The organism is Telluria sp. AZSoR62, assembly GCF_058111565.1.
In genome coordinates, this window is record NZ_JBYTST010000007.1 from 35,242 (window position 1) to 49,927 (window position 14,686).

The window sequence follows — 14,686 nt, forward strand, 5'->3', positions numbered from 1 at the left end:
CGGCTTCGTTTTAAAGGTGAGCGTTTCGGATTTCAATACGGCCGAAGGTTTCCAATTGGTGTGCATGCTTGGGTTTGCCTATGTGGCCATTCGATACTCGTGCAACTATTACTGGTTGTGATTTGCCCTTGACACCCGTAGAACCCCCAAGCCCCACCTGGATTCCAACCGTCCTTCGTCCCAGCTGGGCATTGATACACAGCAATCGGCTTTGCTCCAGTAACAGTCTGCAAAGCGGTTTTTGTCAGATTAAGATCTGCCATAACATCCGTGATGCGCTTATCAATTGCTACAGCCATATTGATGGGCTCTCGTTCGTCTAGTGGCCACAGAACTGAATACGGTCCTTGGTTGGTTAAAAGCGTAACTGTAGCTTCGCCAAAAAATACCCTCCCGTCATTCTTTTTTTCACCTCGTCTAACACAGGTGAAACTTTGCGCTTTTATTTTCCCAGAAATCGACTCATCAAATACTTTCTTCCTGCCGTTCACTTGACCAGTACAGCTAACGTTGCCGGTTGTGCTTACACCTTGCAGCTCAAATGACTGTGTTACCGATGACCTCATATAGAAGGACAGCGATTCTGTATTCAGCAGATTGTGATTCACATGTATACCACTGCTCTGCAGCGCGAGACACTGATTTATGGTGTCAAGCGCCTTCGTAGAGATTTTCTCTTCATATGAATCCGCAGCAGAATTTGACGTAGTTACTGAAGCATAAGATTTACAAAAATTGGAAAATGCCTCGTCATTACTGCCATACGAGCCAGAAAATTTTATCGGGATCGCTTTAACAACAGTATCCAAGCCCAAAGCAGCACTGTTTGATTTTCTTTTGCCACTTTGCTCGCAATGCTCGGAAAAGACTGCATTCAAAAAACTTGAAGACGATGTATTAATTGAATATTCTTTCAATGTTTTTGCGATATCAGGACACTGTAGATTTTGAGCATTTGCGGTTAAAGTCAAGCTCACCACGATTAGAAATGCCACATTCGACGTCATCTTCATCGAAATCTCCTTAGATATTTTTCGATAAACAGAATTACCATAGGTTTACGATCGGATTCAGAATATGATCCAATTCTTTAGTTCAAACCTTTAGGCGATTGCGAAATGCAGGAAAATAGGCAGTATCCGACTCGAAACGGACCAGCGCGCTGCCTATTTAGAGGATTGTACTGCTGAAAGCGCTACAATAATCAGGATGCAGCTATCCCTTAATGCATAGAAAATATTGAGTGCCGTCTATGTCGTGTCGCGGCCTAATAGGTTCAGGATGGGCACCACGCCAACAATTTTGACGCCAGCTAGATCCAGCCCGCCTTCTTGAAGCGACGGTACAGGTAATAGCACACCCCCGCCATCGTCGAGAGCGCCGCCGGATACCCGTACTTCCACTTCAGCTCCGGCATGAACTCGAAGTTCATGCCCCAGATCCCCGCAAAGGCGGTGAACACGGCGAAGATCGCCGCATAGGCCGCGAGTTTCTTGCTGATGTCGTTTTCTTCGATCGCCACCATCGACAGCGTCACCTGGATCGCGGTATTGATGGTGTCGCGCACGGCGTCGAGCCGGCCGAGGATGCGCAACAGGTGGTCGTGGACATCGCGGAAGTAGTCCTGGGTCTCGTGCACCACGCCCGGCACGCGCCCGCCATACAGGCGCCCCATGGCGTCCATCAGCGGGATCACGGCGTGGCGCAGCACCTGGGATTTACGCTTGAGGGCGTACAGGCGCTCGACATTCGCGCGCTGCTCGCCGACCTGGCCGAAGATGTGGTCCTCGATCGATTCGAGCTCGGATTCGAGCGCGTCGACCACCGGGAAATAGCGGTCCACCACGGCGTCGACCAGCGCATACAGCACGAAGCCCGAGCCTTTCTTGAGCTGGTGCGGTTCGCGCTCGGCGCGGGCGCGAACGCCCAGGAAACCCTGGTTGGCGTCGCGCCGCACCGACAGCACGTAGTTGGGACCGGCGAAGATGGCCAGTTCGCCGGCATTGAGCTCGTCGCCATTGAGCTCGACGATGTGGGCGATCACGAACACGCAGTCGCCGTACTCCTCCATCTTGGGCCGCTGGTGGCCGCGCGCCGCGTCCTCGACGGCCAGCTCGTGCAGGGCGAATTCTTCCTGCATGGCGCCGATTTCCTGCTCGTCCGGATCGCGCAGGGCGACCCACACGAAGGCATCCGGGAGTTTCAGGTATTCGCTGATGTCCTCGACCGGAATGTCGGACAGCTTCTTGCCTTCCTGGTAGGCGACACAATTAATCAGCATGGATCTGGAATGGGTGAAAGCGTGATGATGACGCACGAGCGCGGATGCGCCAGCTTACACCATCCGCCTACTCTTCCCGTGCGCCGTCGATCCCGAGTTCCACGATCTTGCGGGTGATCGTGTTGCGGCCGATCCCGAGCCGCATCGCGGCGTCGTTCTTGCGCCCGTGCGTGTGCTTGAGCGCGGTCTTGATCAGGGCCGATTCGAATTGGCGCCCGAGCGTGTCCATGACATCGAGCTGGCCGGCGCTGAGCATGCCCGCGGCCTGCAGTTCGAGCAGGCCGATCCAGCCTTCCGGCAGCGCCGGCGTGCGCGCGGGCGCCGCGCCCGGCGCCGCCACCGGCGCACCGTCCGCGCCGCCCTCGGGCACGATGCCTGGCGCGGCCTGGCTCTGGGTCAGGTCGCGCGGCAGGTCCTTGACCTCGACCGTCTGGCCCGGCGCCATCACGGTGATCCAGTTGCACAGGTTTTCCAGCTGGCGCACGTTGCCGGGCAGTTCGAGCCCGGCCAGGTAGCGCATCGCCGGCTCGCTCATGCGCTTGGGCTCGACGCCCAATTGGTGTGCGCTCTGCACCAGGAAGTGGCGCACGAGCACCGGGATGTCCTCGCTGCGTTCGCGCAGGGACGGCAGGCGCAGGCGGATCACGTTCAGGCGGTGGTACAGGTCTTCGCGGAACAGGCCGTCGCGCACGCGCTGTTCCAGGTTCTGGTGGGTGGCCGCGATCACGCGCACATTGGCTTTCACCGGCTGGTGCCCGCCCACGCGGTAGAAGTGGCCGTCCGACAGCACCCGCAGCAACCTGGTCTGCAAATCGAAGGGCATGTCGCCGATCTCATCTAAAAACAGGGTGCCGTTCTCGGCCTGCTCGAAGCGGCCGCGCCGCATCGCCTGCGCGCCGGTGAAGGCCCCACGCTCGTGGCCGAACAGTTCGGATTCGAGCAGGTCTTTCGGGATCGCCGCCGTGTTCAGGGCGATGAAGGGCTGCTGGGCGCGCGGGCTGTGCTTGTGCAGGGCGCGCGCCACCAGCTCCTTGCCGGTGCCCGATTCGCCCGTGATGAGCACCGTCACGTTCGACTGCGACAGGCGGCCGATGGCGCGGAAGACTTCCTGCATCGCCGGCGCGTGGCCGAGGATCTCCGGGGTCTCGGCGGGCGCGGCTTCCACGCTGGCTTCGCGCAGGCTCTCTTCCAGCGCGCGCCGGATCAGGGCGACGGCCTTGTCGATGTCGAAGGGCTTGGCCAGGTAATCGAAGGCGCCGCCCTGGAACGAGGCGACCGCCGAATCGAGGTCGGAGAAGGCGGTGATGATAATGACCGGCAGGCCGGGATGGCGCGCCTTGACGGCGCCCAGCAGGTCGATGCCGGATTCGCCCGGCATGCGGATGTCCGACACCAGCACCTGCGGGGTGTCGGTTTCAAAGGCGGCCATGGCCTCGCGCGCGTTGGCGAAGCTGCGGGTCTCCAGGCTCTCGCGCGCCAGCGCTTTTTCCAGCACCCAGCGGATCGATGCGTCGTCGTCGACAATCCAGATTGGTTTCATGTAGTCGTGGTTCCCGTCGGTCACGCAGGTCGGTTCAATGGGGACTCACGGCGGATGGCCGCCTGCGCCTGCTTATGGCAGGGGCAGCAGTATCCGGAAATCCGTCAGTCCAGGCCGGCTTTCGCACTCGATCACACCCAGGTGCTGCTGCACGAAGGTCTGCGCCAGCGTCAGCCCGAGGCCGCTGCCGCCATCCCGGCCCGACACGAGCGGGTAGAAGATGCGGTCGCGGATCTCGGGCGCGATGCCCGGTCCATTGTCGATGATATGCAAGTCTAATGCCAGCCCATAACGGACCTTGGCCAGGGTGACCTGGCGCGCCACCCGGGTGCGCAGCACGATCTCGGCGTCGCCCGCCGCGATCCGGCTTCTCAAGGCCTGGGCGGCGTTGTGGGCGATGTTCAGCACCACCTGGATCAGCTGCTCCATGTCGCCCCTGAACTCGGGGATCGAGGCATCGTAGTCGCGCCGGATGGTGAGGCCCACCGGGAACTCGGCCAGGATCAGGCTGCGCACGCGCTCGCACACTTCGTGGATGTTGACGTCGCCGACGATATGGGGTTTGCGGTGCGGCGCCAGCAGGCGGTCGACCAGGGTCTGGAGGCGGTCGGCCTCCTTGATGATCACTTGCGTGTATTCGGACAGCTCGGCCGCGTGCAGCGGCGGCAGTTCGAGCTCGAGCAGCTGGGCCGCGCCGCGGATGCCGCCCAGCGGGTTCTTGATCTCGTGGGCCAGGTTGCGGATCAGTTCCTTGTTGGCCTGGCTCTGGTCGAGGATGCGTTCCTCGCGGTCGAGTTTGAGTTGCTGGACGTTCTCGCGCAGCTCGATCAGCAGTTCGCCCGCGCCGAGCGCGCTGACGATGCTGTTCACGTGCAGCGGCTCGCGTCCGCTGCGCTGCAGGGTCAGGTCCTGGCGCAGGTCGGCATACTGGTGCGCCAGCGCCTGGGCGCACAGGGCGGCCAGCTCGGGGCCATTGGCGAACAGCTCCGGCAAGGGACAGCGCTGCAGCGACTTGAGCGAGAGCTCGAGCAGGTTCTCGGCCGCCGGGTTCGCATACAGCACTTCCCCGTGCGGCCCGACCAGCAGCACGCTGGACGCCAGCAGGTCCAGGCCTGCATACCTGGCGCCGGGGCGCGCCGGGACGGCGGACTGGCTCGTCGAACTCATTTGATATTGGCGATCTCGCGCCGCAGCGCCGCGATATTGTTCTCGGTACGGCCGATCTCGTCGCGCATGCTGGCCACGCGCTCCTGGTACTTGGCGTAGTTGCGCTCGTTGCCCTGGCGCTCAGGCTCGCCGCCATTGAAGTCGCGGCGCAGGTCGGCCAGCTTCTTTTCTTCCAGGCGCAGCTCGTCGTTGAGGATTTCGCGGCGGTCGTCGTCGCGGGCGCGCTGCTGGGCGGTATCGACGCGCGGGAAGCTGGCCGGGGTCGCGGCCGCGGCAGGCGTTGAACTGCCGGCGTTGGGCGGGCGCACCGCGGGAATCGGCGCCGACGCGCGCACCGGCGCCGGCGTGGAGGCCGAGGGCGTGTAGCTTTCGAGCTGCTTGCAGCCGCGGCGGTTCTGGTCGGTGAATTCGACGCGGCCCTGGTCGTCCACGCACTTGAACACCTGGGCCTGGCCGGCGGGCGCCAGCGCCAGGCCGGACGCGAGGAAGGCCAGCAGGCTGGCGAGACGGCGGAATGGAGTAATTGTCGTTCCCATCAGAATAATTTGCACAATAAACGTGCAGCCATTGTAGTCCGGCCCGACTATACATCAAGCATGAAAAAACGCGGGGAAAGCCCTCGCTTTCCCCGCGTTTGTTACAGGCTCTTACACCACTTGATGCGCTAGCGCGACAAGCGGCTTGTCGTCCTGATCATGCCGAGTAGTACATGTCGAATTCGGCCGGGTGCGGGGTCATGCGCATGCGCTGGACTTCCTGCATCTTCAGTTCGATGTAGGCGTCGATCATGGCGTCCGAGAACACGCCGCCGCGGGTCAGGAACTCGCGGTCCTTGTCCAGGGCGTCGAGCGCTTCTTCCAGCGACGAGCAGACGGTCGGGATCAGCTTGTCTTCTTCCGGCGGCAGGTGGTACAGGTCTTTCGTTGCCGCTTCACCCGGGTGGATCTTGTTCTGGATACCGTCCAGGCCCGCCATCAGCAGCGCGGCGAAGCACAGGTAGACGTTGGCCAGCGGATCCGGGAAACGGGTCTCGATGCGGCGGCCCTTCGGGTTGGCCACGTGCGGGATGCGGATCGAGGCCGAACGGTTGCGGGCCGAATAGGCCAGCTTGACCGGCGCTTCGTAGCCAGGCACCAGGCGCTTGTACGAGTTGGTGCCCGGGTTGGTGATTGCGTTCAGCGCGCGTGCGTGCTTGATGATGCCGCCGATGTAGAACAGCGCGGTCTCCGACAGGCCGGCATAGCCGTCGCCGGCGAACAGGTTCTTGCCGTCTTTCCAGACCGACTGGTGCACGTGCATGCCCGAGCCGTTGTCGCCGTTGATCGGCTTGGGCATGAAGGTCGCGGTCTTGCCGTAGCTGTGGGCCACGTTCCAGATCACGTATTTCATGTTCTGGGTCCAGTCGGCGCGCTCAACCAGGGTCGAGAACTTGGTGCCGATTTCGTTCTGGCCGGGGCCGGCCACTTCATGGTGGTGCACTTCGACCGGGATGCCCATCGATTCGAGGATCAGCGACATTTCCGAGCGCATGTCCTGGAAGCTGTCGACCGGCGGGACCGGGAAGTAGCCGCCCTTGACGGTCGGACGGTGGCCGGGGTTGCCGCCTTCGATTTCCTTGTCGGTCGACCACGAGGCTTCGTCCGAGTCGATCTTGACGAAGCAGCCCGACATGTCGATCTTCCAGCGGATCGAGTCGAAGATGAAGAATTCCGGCTCCGGGCCGAAGTAGGCGGTGTCGCCGATGCCCGAGGACTTCAGGTAGGCTTCGGCGCGCTTGGCGATCGAGCGCGGGTCGCGGTCATAGCCCTTGCCGTCCGACGGTTCGATCACGTCGCACTGCATGAACAGGGTGGTCTCTTCCATGAACGGGTCGATGTTGGCGGTCAGCGGATCCGGGATCAGAAGCATGTCCGAGGCTTCGATGCCCTTCCAGCCGGCGATCGACGAACCGTCGAATGCATGGCCCGACTCGAATTTGTCTTCGTCGAAGTGCGAGACAGGAACGGTCACGTGATGCTCTTTGCCGCGGGTATCGGCGAAGCGGAAATCAACGAACTTGACTTCGTTGTCTTTGATCATTTGCACTACGTCTGCAGCCGTCTTTGCCATTCGTATCTCCTGATTGAAAAGGGGGTGCCGCGCTGGATATCTTCGCTAGCGCGACAACGTGATGTACCTAAAAGCATGAACTGTGCCAAGCTGCCGTTATGAGTACATGCCAACTGCTTCGTTGGAAGCATGCAGGATTGGCCATACAATCGTCACGAGCCGGCGCTTGCGTGCCGGTGCACGAATGCACCGATTTGGTGCAAACTAACCCACCTTGCACCATCGCAGCGCAGGATACACCGAACCAAGTTGGTGCAACGCTTTTTCTTGTCCAGGATGGATCAACCACCATGAGCACACCCGAGGCCATTCTTGCCGCCGCCCGCGAACGCGCCGCCGGCCAGCCCTATGCCGGCGCGGTCACGCCCGAAGAGGCGTTCGCCCTGCTCCAGCTCGACCCGCGCGCCAAGCTGGTCGACGTGCGCACCAATGCCGAGCGCGACTGGGTCGGCCGCGCCGCCGTGCCCGAATCCCAGCACGTGGCGGTGCAGTGGGCCACCTATCCCGGCGGCCAGCCCAATCCCGCATTCGGTGCGCAGCTCGAGCAGGTCGCGCGCAAGGACGAGGTGCTGCTGTTCCTGTGCCGCTCGGGCGTGCGCTCGCGCCACAGCGCGCGCGTCGCCACCGAGCACGGCTTCGCCGAGTCCTACGACATCCTGGAAGGCTTCGAGGGCGACCGCGATGCCGAGGGCCATCGCAAGACGATCGGCGGCTGGTGCAAGGCCGGGCTGCCCTGGCTCGGGGCGTGAGCATGGATGCACAGGCACGGCTGGACGCCGCCAGCGAGCTTGCCGGCGACGGCCAGTACGAGGCAGCCCTGCGCGAGTTCCAGTGGTTCCACGACCACGCGCTGGAACACGACCCGTCGCTGTATGGCGTGCGCCTGTCGTATGCGCTCTACGCCTGGGTCGACCTGGGGCAGGACTATCCGCCCGCACTCAGCGCCCTGGAAGCGGTGCGCGACCGCGATGCGGCCCTGCTGCTGGCAGGCCAGGGCAAGCGCGGGCTGTTCCACGACGTGGTGGCCATCAATGACGAGCTGGGGAAAGGCGGGGAAACGCATGCCCTGTGCGTGGCGCTCGAGCGCGCAGATCCGGAGCTGCTGCTGGCCTGCGCCGATATTGCGCTGCCGGCCATCATTGCCGCCGGCGACTACGTGCTGGCCGAGCGCCTGCTGCCCGCGCCCGAGGACACCATCCGCGAGCGCGGCCGCTTCCTGATGAAGGCGTTCTCGCGCTGGCGCCGGCAGCATGGACGCACCATGTATATCCCGGCGCAGATCGACATCTATGCGAACGACGTGCGGCAGGTGCTGGCGGTGCTCGAGCAGCGCGGGCGGCAGCTTGAAGCGGCGCGCCTGCGCAAGCTGGCGGTGGACCTGATTCCTGCAACGACGGTGCGGCGGGCGGTGCGCGCCGCCCTCTCATCGTAGGCTACGGCTCCCGCCTAACCTGGGGCATCACGAGGACCTGTACGCCCGACGCCGCTCCCGGCGCACGGTACACCCGCTGCGTCGCCTTCACGAAATCTTCCGGCTTCGCCTTCGGGATATGCGTGAAGGTCTGCGGATTCAAGTCCACCAGCGGGAACCATGAGCTCTGCACCTGCACCATGATCCGGTGGCCGCGCCGGAAGGTGTGGTTCACCTGCCCGAGTTCAAACGACAGCGCTTCCTGCTTGCCGGGCGTGAACGGCTCCGGCTTCTCGTAGCTGTTGCGGAACTTGCCGCGCAGCGGATTGCCGCGCACCAGCTGCTGGAAGCCGCCCATGTTGAGCGCCGGCGGCCCCACGTCGTTGCCCTTGCGCTCCGCACTCGGTGTCGGATACGCCGCCGGATACACGTCGATCAGCTTGACCACCCAGTCCGCGTCGGTGCCGGTGGTCGAGACGAACATCTTCGGCACCACGGGGCCGGCGATCGTCACGTCTTCTTCCAGCACCTCGCTCTGGTAGACCAGCACGTCGGGACGGGTCGCGGCGAAGCGCTGGTCCGAGACCATGTATTCGCGCGGCACGCCCGTGGCCGCATAGCCGATGTAAGGCACGGGTTTGCGCGGGTCGGCCACGTATTCGTCGAAGCCGGCGCCGCTCGCTGCCGGCTGCTGCCAGCCCAGCGTGCCGTTCGGCCCGAAGTAGAGCGTGCGCGCCTTGGCCGGCGCCGGCGGCCAGGCCGCGTAGGTGCGCCAGACATTGGTGCCGGTCTCGAAGGCCGTCACCGCAGGCAGGCTGCGCGCCGGCTTGACGCCCTTGAGGTGCTGCTCGAAGAAGGGGAACTGGATCTCGCGCCGGAAGTACTCGCTCGTTTTCGCATCGAAGGACACGTTGCCCAGGCGGGCGCCGTCGCTGCGCGCCCAGCCGCCATGCACCCAGGGGCCCATCACCAGGGCATTGGCCGTGCCGGGGTTGTGCTTGCCCACCGCCTTGTAGATGGCGAAGGGCCCCGCCGGGTCTTCCGCGTCGAACCAGCCGCCCACCGTCAGCACCGCCGCCTTGACGTTCTTCATGTGCGGCGTGATGTCGCGCGAGCGCCAGAATTCGTCGTAGGTATCGTGCTCGATGGTCGGCACGAGGAGCTCGCGCTGCTCGTCGCTCATGGTGGCCAGGATCTTCGGCAGCGTCAGGTGCTTGAGGAAGAAGTCGTAGCCATCGGCCACGCCGTAGTCGAAGCCGGCGCGTTCTTTCGGCGGCAAGGCCGGGTTCTTCATCGGCAGGAAGGAGGCGTAGAAGTCGAAGTTCGCCGCCAGCATGAAGGCGCCGCCGTGGTAGGAGTCGTCGCCCATGTACAGGTCGGCGATCGGCGCCTGCGGCGAAGCGGCCTTGATCGCCGGGTGCGAATCGATGATGCTGGCCGCGGTGTAGAAGCCCGGGTAGCTGATGCCCCAGATGCCGACCCGGCCGTTATGGTTGGGCACGTGCTTGAGCAGCCACTCGACCGTGTCGTGCATGTCGGCGCTCTCCTGCCCCTCCCCGGGCGCGCGCTTGGCCTTGAGGTGCGGAGTCATCTCCTGCCAGGCGCCTTCGGACATGAAACGCCCGCGCACGTCCTGGGTCACGAAGATGTAGCCGGCGTCTTCCAGCTCGGGCGTGGGGCTGAGCGCCGCGGGGAACCAGTCCACGCCATAGCGCTGCTCGCCCTGGGCCTGCACGGCCGCGCTGTAGGGCGTGCGCTGCACCAGGAAGGGATAGGTTTTGGTGGCGTCCTTCGGTACGTAGACCACGGTGAAGAGCTTGACGCCGTCGCGCATCGGGATGCGGTATTCGTATTTGGTATAGGCCTCGCGCGGCGTGCGCTTCTGCACGGGTGCGTCAGCGGCGGCGCTGGACTGGTTGGCGGCTTGCGCGCCGGCGGCGCAGGCCAGCAGCAGGCCCAGCGCAATCGCGGGCAAGGGACGACGGATCATGGCTTCCTCGGGGAATCTGGACAAAGTCCGCCAGTGTAATCCGTTTCCGGCTGCGTCCTGCTATTTCGGCAGGTGGAGCAAGGTCCCCGCCAGGCCAGGCCAGCAAGGGCGGCACGATGCCGGCCCGCAGGCCGCACCCTAGCGCCCATCGGCCTTTGGCTGGCGCCTGGCGCCGGATCCGGCCCCTGGCGCTGCCTCGCGTGCCGAGAGACTGCCCATCGATCCGGCCCTGAAGCGCGCAAACGCGGCATCGAGCTGGGCCTGGTCGCTCATGATGAACGGACCGCGCGCGGCCGAGGGCTCTCCCAGTTCGCTGGCGGCGAAGACATAGGCTTCGAATGCGCCCCGCGAGACGATGTCCAGCTCCGGCTGCGCCGGCGCCCATGGCACCCATGCGCCGGCCGGATGGAAGGACTCGCCACCGTCGAGACTGAGGTCGCCGCCTTCGATGAACAACGCGGCCTGCTGGGAGCCGGGGCGCTGCAAGGATCCGGACGCCGCATGCCCGGACGATAGCTGCAGCATCAGCGCCTCTCCGGGCATGACGGGCGTGGCGCTGCGTCCGCCGTACTGGCCCAGCACCAGCCGCAGGTGCATGCTCGAGCCGGCCGGCCAGGCCGGCAGCTCGCCAGGCCGCAGGTGAAGGCGGGCCGGCGGCTTGATCTTGTCGGCGGCCGGATGGTTGATGAAGATCTGGAACCCCTCCACCGTGCGCCCCGCTTCCAGCGGAGTCTCCTCGTGCATCATCCCCGCGTTCGCGATGGTCCAGTATGCGCCGCCGGGCTCGATGACATCGCTGTAACCCAGGCTGTCGCGGTTCATCATCGCCCCGGGCGAATCCTCGAGCAGGTAGGTCATCGCCGTGAAGCCCGCATGGGGATGCGGCGGAAACACCCGCCCCGACATCGAGAAACGCGCGATCGAGACGAAGCTGCCCAGCTGCCGCGCGTGCGGGGCCGGCACCAGCGTGGTCAGCGCCAGCCCGGGACCCACCGTTTCCCGCGCGGGAATGCGCGCTCCGTTCAGGCCCGGGCTCACAGCAGGCCCCCCGTCACGCGCAGGGTCTGGCCGGTGATCCAGCGGGCGTCGTCCGACAGCAGGAAGGCGACGACGTCGGCGACATCCTCGGCGCGTCCCAGGCGCCCGAGCGGGATCTGGTTCCTGATGTGCTCGTGGTAGGCCTCGGGCACCTGCTCGAGGAAGGACTCGGTGGTGGTCGCTCCCGGCAGCACGGCATTGGCGGTGATGCCGCGCGGGCCGAGTTCCCTGGACAGGGACAGCACCATGGCGTCGAGCGCCGCCTTGGAGGCGGCGGTGACACCCCGCTCCAGGGTCGGCTGCACGACGTAGGGCGTGGACAAACCGATGACACGGCCATGGTCGGCCAGGCGCTGCGCCGCCTCCTTGAGCAGCAGGAAGGAGCCCTTCACGTTCACGGCGAAGGTGGTGTCGAACTCTTCTTCCGAGACGGTGGCCAGGGTCTTGGGAACGATCGCGGCGCTGGCGTTGAGCACCACCGCGTGCAGGGGGCCGAGGGTATCGGCTGCGGCGAAGATCTTGCCGATGCCGGCTGCGCCGCCGCCAAGGTCGGCGCTGACCGTGACCGCCCGGCCCCCCAGGGCGCGCACCTGCTCCGCCACCGCCTCGGCTTCGGCGGCACGGGTGCCGTAGTGGACCACGATGCTGGCGCCTTCGCGCGCAGCGCGCAGCGCCATCGCCTTGCCCATGCCGCGCGATGCGCCGGTGATCAGGACTACTTTTCCATTCAGTTTGCCGTTCATGATGATTCCTCGCTCTGGTTGGCGATTCGGCGAAGTGCCGAACCGTGAGAGAAATGGTAGCGACGGCGGTGAATGTGCAGTAGCCTGTGAAATCGCAAATGATCTTTCCACCGGCGCAAAAATGATCGACCTGAATGAAATCGCGGTCTTTACCAAGGTCGTGCAAGCCAACAGCTTTTCCGGCGCCGCGCGCAGCCTCGGCATGCCCGTCTCCTCGGTCAGCCGGGCGGTCGCGAGCCTGGAGCGCCGGCTCGGCGTCGAGCTGCTACACCGCAGCACCCGCAGGTTGAACCTGACCGACGCCGGCGCACTCTATTACGAACACTGCCGCGACGTGCTGGACGACATCGAGGGCGCCGAGACCTCGATCCAGGATCTGCAGGCCGTCCCCAAGGGCCGCTTGCGCATCAGCGCGCCCATCGCCTTCGGCCGCAGCGTGCTGGGCCCCGTCATCGTCGACTACTGCACGCGCTTTCCCGAGACACGGGTCGAGGTGGTGCTTGCCAACAGGCTGGTGGACCTGATCGACGAGCATGTCGACCTGGCCTTTCGCATCGGGCCGCTGGCCGATTCGACGCTGCGCGCCAGGGTCGTGGCGCAGGCCAGCCTGACGCTGGTGGCCAGCCCGGCGGCGCTGGCGCGGCTCGGCCAGCCGGCCCACCCCCACGAGCTGGCCGACTTCCCCTGCCTGGCGAACGGCGAAGACAAGGCCGACCACCGATGGTCGTTCTCGAATGGGACCTCCGACGCCATGGTCAGGTTCAAGCCTTTCCTGCAGGTGAACGACATGGAGTTGCTGCGCGATGCAGCCATCGGGGGGCTGGGCGTGGCGATGCTGCCGGGCTTCCTGACGGCCCCCGGCATCGCCGATGGCTCGCTCGTGCGGGTGCTCGCCGACTGGACCATTGCCAGCCGCGACATCCATGCGATTTTTCCGGGACAGATGCCGGTCAAGGCCAAGGTGCGCTACTTCATCGAGCATCTGGCCGCGCATTCTTCCCGCGCATTCGCGTCCGGCGACGCGGTCCTGTAAGGCCCTACTGGCGCGAAGCCGGGCTTGCAGTCGCGATGCCGTGCTGGTCGATCGTGCCGCGCACCCGCTCGCGCACGAAGTTGATGTGGCTGCGCAGGCGGTAGAGTTCTTCCGCATAGGCCAGCGGGATCGAAATGTGGTTGACGCTTTCCTCGATCTCGTCCAGGCGCTGCATCAGGCCTGCGCGCGCGGCCTCGCGCGCTTCCGGCAAGGTCGCCTCGAGCTCCTGCTCGACCTTGCGCAATTCGCCGTACCAGCGGTAGACGCGCGAGCGCACGCGCCAGACGTAAATCGGCGGCACGATCTTCGACAGCGGAATCAGGAGCGCCGCCAGCGCCACCGCCACCACCCACAGCCGCTCGAACAGGTTGGCCAGCCAGAAGCGCATGTAGCGCTGCATGAAGGGCGGGCCGTCGCGGTAGTAGCGGGCGGCTTCGCGCGCCACCGGGATCTCGGTGTATTTCGGCGACGGGAACTGGCCCTGCTGCTGGAACCAGCCGGCCTTGCCGTGGATCTCGCCGGCCGACTTCACGAGCAGGCCCACCAGCGCCGGATGCAGGCTTTCCTTCGCGACCAGGGTCGCGGTCGGTGCAATCAGGTGGTAGTCCTGGGCCGGGATGTCGCGCCCGAGGTCGACGATCCCGCGCGGCAGCACCACATGGGTCAGGAAAGGCAGGCGCCGGGTATAGGCGTCGGCCTGGGTGAAGTTGAACAGCTTGATGCCCGGCGTCTGCAGCAGCATCTGGATCAGCGGCGCTTCCGGGGCCGAGCTGAACACCAGGCCGTCGATCTTCCCGGCCAGCAGTTCCATCGTGGCCGGCGTGTTTTCCAGCGCGCCGATCCTGAGCTCATTGGGCGCGATGCCGTTGGCGTCGAGCACCTGGCGGAACAGGCGCGGCACGCCGGTGCCTTCCGGCCCCAGGTTGATGCGCTTGCCCTTCAGATCGGTGAGCTGCTCGATGCGCGCACCGTCGCGCAGGAACAGCCAGACCGGCTCGGTGAACAGGCTGCCGAGCGAGACCAGGCCGGTGGTGTCGCGCGGCGCGGCGCCCTGCCCGTCTTCGGTCGAGCCGCTCTGGACAAAGGCGATGTCGACCTGGCCGTCGATCAGGCGCTGCAGGTTGTCGTGGGAGCCGAGCGAAGGCTGGAGCGTCAAGGCGATCTCGTCGCGCGCCAGCAGCGACGCGTACTTGCGGCCGAAGTCTTCGTAGGCGCTGTTGAACTGGCCGGTGGCCATGGTGAGCTTGCGCGGCGGGGCCGGGTCCACCCACAGGTAGGCCAGCACCGCCACCGCAACGACCGCCAGCAGCGTCGGCCCCGACGCGACCAGGAGGTCGCGCAGGGACACGATCGAGAACTGGCGCATGCGCGTCA

14 protein-coding genes are annotated in these 14,686 nt (G+C 64.9%); 4 read left to right on the top strand and 10 right to left on the bottom strand.

Annotation, left to right across the window (positions count from 1 at the left end; all coding sequences use genetic code 11):
* Positions 1–32 precede the first annotated feature (32 nt).
* From AC3XQU_RS12370 to glnA, 6 genes are all read right to left on the bottom strand, one after another.
* Positions 33–1,013 carry a hypothetical protein gene (locus AC3XQU_RS12370; RefSeq protein WP_489874455.1) on the bottom strand — a complete coding sequence of 327 codons (981 nt, stop codon included), beginning with the start codon at positions 1,011–1,013 and terminating at the stop codon, positions 33–35.
* Between the two features lie 299 nt (positions 1,014–1,312).
* A complete protein-coding gene (gene corA / locus AC3XQU_RS12375; protein WP_489874456.1) occupies positions 1,313–2,281 on the bottom strand; it encodes a magnesium/cobalt transporter CorA in 969 nt (322 codons plus the stop codon).
* A gap of 67 nt (positions 2,282–2,348) precedes the next feature.
* The gene (gene ntrC, locus AC3XQU_RS12380) at positions 2,349–3,821 is read right to left on the bottom strand and encodes a nitrogen regulation protein NR(I) (RefSeq protein ID WP_489874457.1); all 1,473 of its coding nucleotides are present in this window, start codon (positions 3,819–3,821) and stop codon (positions 2,349–2,351) included.
* A 72-nt stretch (positions 3,822–3,893) separates the two neighbouring features.
* Positions 3,894–4,988 carry a nitrogen regulation protein NR(II) gene (gene glnL / locus AC3XQU_RS12385; protein WP_489874458.1) on the bottom strand — a complete coding sequence of 365 codons (1,095 nt, stop codon included), beginning with the start codon at positions 4,986–4,988 and terminating at the stop codon, positions 3,894–3,896.
* Positions 4,985–5,524: a DUF4124 domain-containing protein gene (locus AC3XQU_RS12390; protein WP_489874459.1), complete on the bottom strand. Its 540-nt coding sequence runs from the start codon at positions 5,522–5,524 to the stop codon at positions 4,985–4,987. Before AC3XQU_RS12390 ends, glnL begins: the two co-directional genes overlap by 4 nt.
* A gap of 157 nt (positions 5,525–5,681) precedes the next feature.
* A complete protein-coding gene (gene glnA, locus AC3XQU_RS12395; RefSeq protein ID WP_489874460.1) occupies positions 5,682–7,097 on the bottom strand; it encodes a type I glutamate--ammonia ligase in 1,416 nt (471 codons plus the stop codon).
* Here glnA and AC3XQU_RS12400 point away from each other — a divergent pair.
* The 3 genes from AC3XQU_RS12400 to AC3XQU_RS12410 all read left to right on the top strand — a co-directional run bounded on the left by AC3XQU_RS12400 (position 6,999) and on the right by AC3XQU_RS12410 (position 8,529).
* Positions 6,999–7,199 carry a hypothetical protein gene (locus AC3XQU_RS12400; protein ID WP_489874676.1) on the top strand — a complete coding sequence of 67 codons (201 nt, stop codon included), beginning with the start codon at positions 6,999–7,001 and terminating at the stop codon, positions 7,197–7,199. The genes glnA and AC3XQU_RS12400 overlap by 99 nt on opposite strands.
* A gap of 188 nt (positions 7,200–7,387) precedes the next feature.
* Positions 7,388–7,846, top strand: coding sequence for a rhodanese-like domain-containing protein (locus AC3XQU_RS12405; protein WP_489874461.1), 459 nt, complete (start codon positions 7,388–7,390; stop codon positions 7,844–7,846).
* Between the two features lie 2 nt (positions 7,847–7,848).
* Positions 7,849–8,529 (top strand): hypothetical protein, encoded by a 681-nt coding sequence (locus tag AC3XQU_RS12410; RefSeq protein WP_489874462.1) that lies wholly within the window; start codon positions 7,849–7,851, stop codon positions 8,527–8,529.
* A gap of 1 nt (position 8,530) precedes the next feature.
* On the opposite strand, the gene AC3XQU_RS12415 is transcribed toward AC3XQU_RS12410, so the two are convergent.
* From AC3XQU_RS12415 to AC3XQU_RS12425, 3 genes are all read right to left on the bottom strand, one after another.
* Positions 8,531–10,498 carry a CocE/NonD family hydrolase gene (locus tag AC3XQU_RS12415; protein WP_489874463.1) on the bottom strand — a complete coding sequence of 656 codons (1,968 nt, stop codon included), beginning with the start codon at positions 10,496–10,498 and terminating at the stop codon, positions 8,531–8,533.
* A gap of 138 nt (positions 10,499–10,636) precedes the next feature.
* On the bottom strand, positions 10,637–11,491 hold the full coding sequence (locus tag AC3XQU_RS12420; protein ID WP_489874464.1) for a pirin family protein: 855 nt from the start codon (positions 11,489–11,491) through the stop codon (positions 10,637–10,639).
* Between the two features lie 41 nt (positions 11,492–11,532).
* Positions 11,533–12,279 (bottom strand): SDR family oxidoreductase, encoded by a 747-nt coding sequence (locus tag AC3XQU_RS12425; protein ID WP_489874465.1) that lies wholly within the window; start codon positions 12,277–12,279, stop codon positions 11,533–11,535.
* Between the two features lie 121 nt (positions 12,280–12,400).
* Between AC3XQU_RS12425 and AC3XQU_RS12430 the strand changes: the two genes are divergently transcribed.
* Positions 12,401–13,312 carry a LysR family transcriptional regulator gene (locus AC3XQU_RS12430; RefSeq protein ID WP_489874466.1) on the top strand — a complete coding sequence of 304 codons (912 nt, stop codon included), beginning with the start codon at positions 12,401–12,403 and terminating at the stop codon, positions 13,310–13,312.
* Between the two features lie 4 nt (positions 13,313–13,316).
* On the opposite strand, the gene AC3XQU_RS12435 is transcribed toward AC3XQU_RS12430, so the two are convergent.
* Complete coding sequence (locus AC3XQU_RS12435; RefSeq protein WP_489874673.1) at positions 13,317–14,678, bottom strand: TAXI family TRAP transporter solute-binding subunit; 1,362 nt, start codon at positions 14,676–14,678, stop codon at positions 13,317–13,319.
* Positions 14,679–14,686: the final 8 nt, after the last annotated feature.

Bases quoted from the DNA above. Each gene is read 5' to 3' on its own strand.
- AC3XQU_RS12370 (WP_489874455.1), bottom strand. From the start codon at position 1,013: ATGAAGATGACGTCGAATGTGGCATTTCTAATCGTGGTGAGCTTGACT.
- corA (WP_489874456.1), bottom strand. From the start codon at position 2,281: ATGCTGATTAATTGTGTCGCCTACCAGGAAGGCAAGAAGCTGTCCGAC.
- ntrC (WP_489874457.1), bottom strand. From the start codon at position 3,821: ATGAAACCAATCTGGATTGTCGACGACGACGCATCGATCCGCTGGGTG.
- glnL (WP_489874458.1), bottom strand. From the start codon at position 4,988: ATGAGTTCGACGAGCCAGTCCGCCGTCCCGGCGCGCCCCGGCGCCAGG.
- AC3XQU_RS12390 (WP_489874459.1), bottom strand. From the start codon at position 5,524: ATGGGAACGACAATTACTCCATTCCGCCGTCTCGCCAGCCTGCTGGCC.
- glnA (WP_489874460.1), bottom strand. From the start codon at position 7,097: ATGGCAAAGACGGCTGCAGACGTAGTGCAAATGATCAAAGACAACGAA.
- AC3XQU_RS12405 (WP_489874461.1), top strand. From the start codon at position 7,388: ATGAGCACACCCGAGGCCATTCTTGCCGCCGCCCGCGAACGCGCCGCC.
- AC3XQU_RS12410 (WP_489874462.1), top strand. From the start codon at position 7,849: ATGGATGCACAGGCACGGCTGGACGCCGCCAGCGAGCTTGCCGGCGAC.
- AC3XQU_RS12415 (WP_489874463.1), bottom strand. From the start codon at position 10,498: ATGATCCGTCGTCCCTTGCCCGCGATTGCGCTGGGCCTGCTGCTGGCC.
- AC3XQU_RS12425 (WP_489874465.1), bottom strand. From the start codon at position 12,279: ATGAACGGCAAACTGAATGGAAAAGTAGTCCTGATCACCGGCGCATCG.
- AC3XQU_RS12430 (WP_489874466.1), top strand. From the start codon at position 12,401: ATGATCGACCTGAATGAAATCGCGGTCTTTACCAAGGTCGTGCAAGCC.
- AC3XQU_RS12435 (WP_489874673.1), bottom strand. From the start codon at position 14,678: ATGCGCCAGTTCTCGATCGTGTCCCTGCGCGACCTCCTGGTCGCGTCG.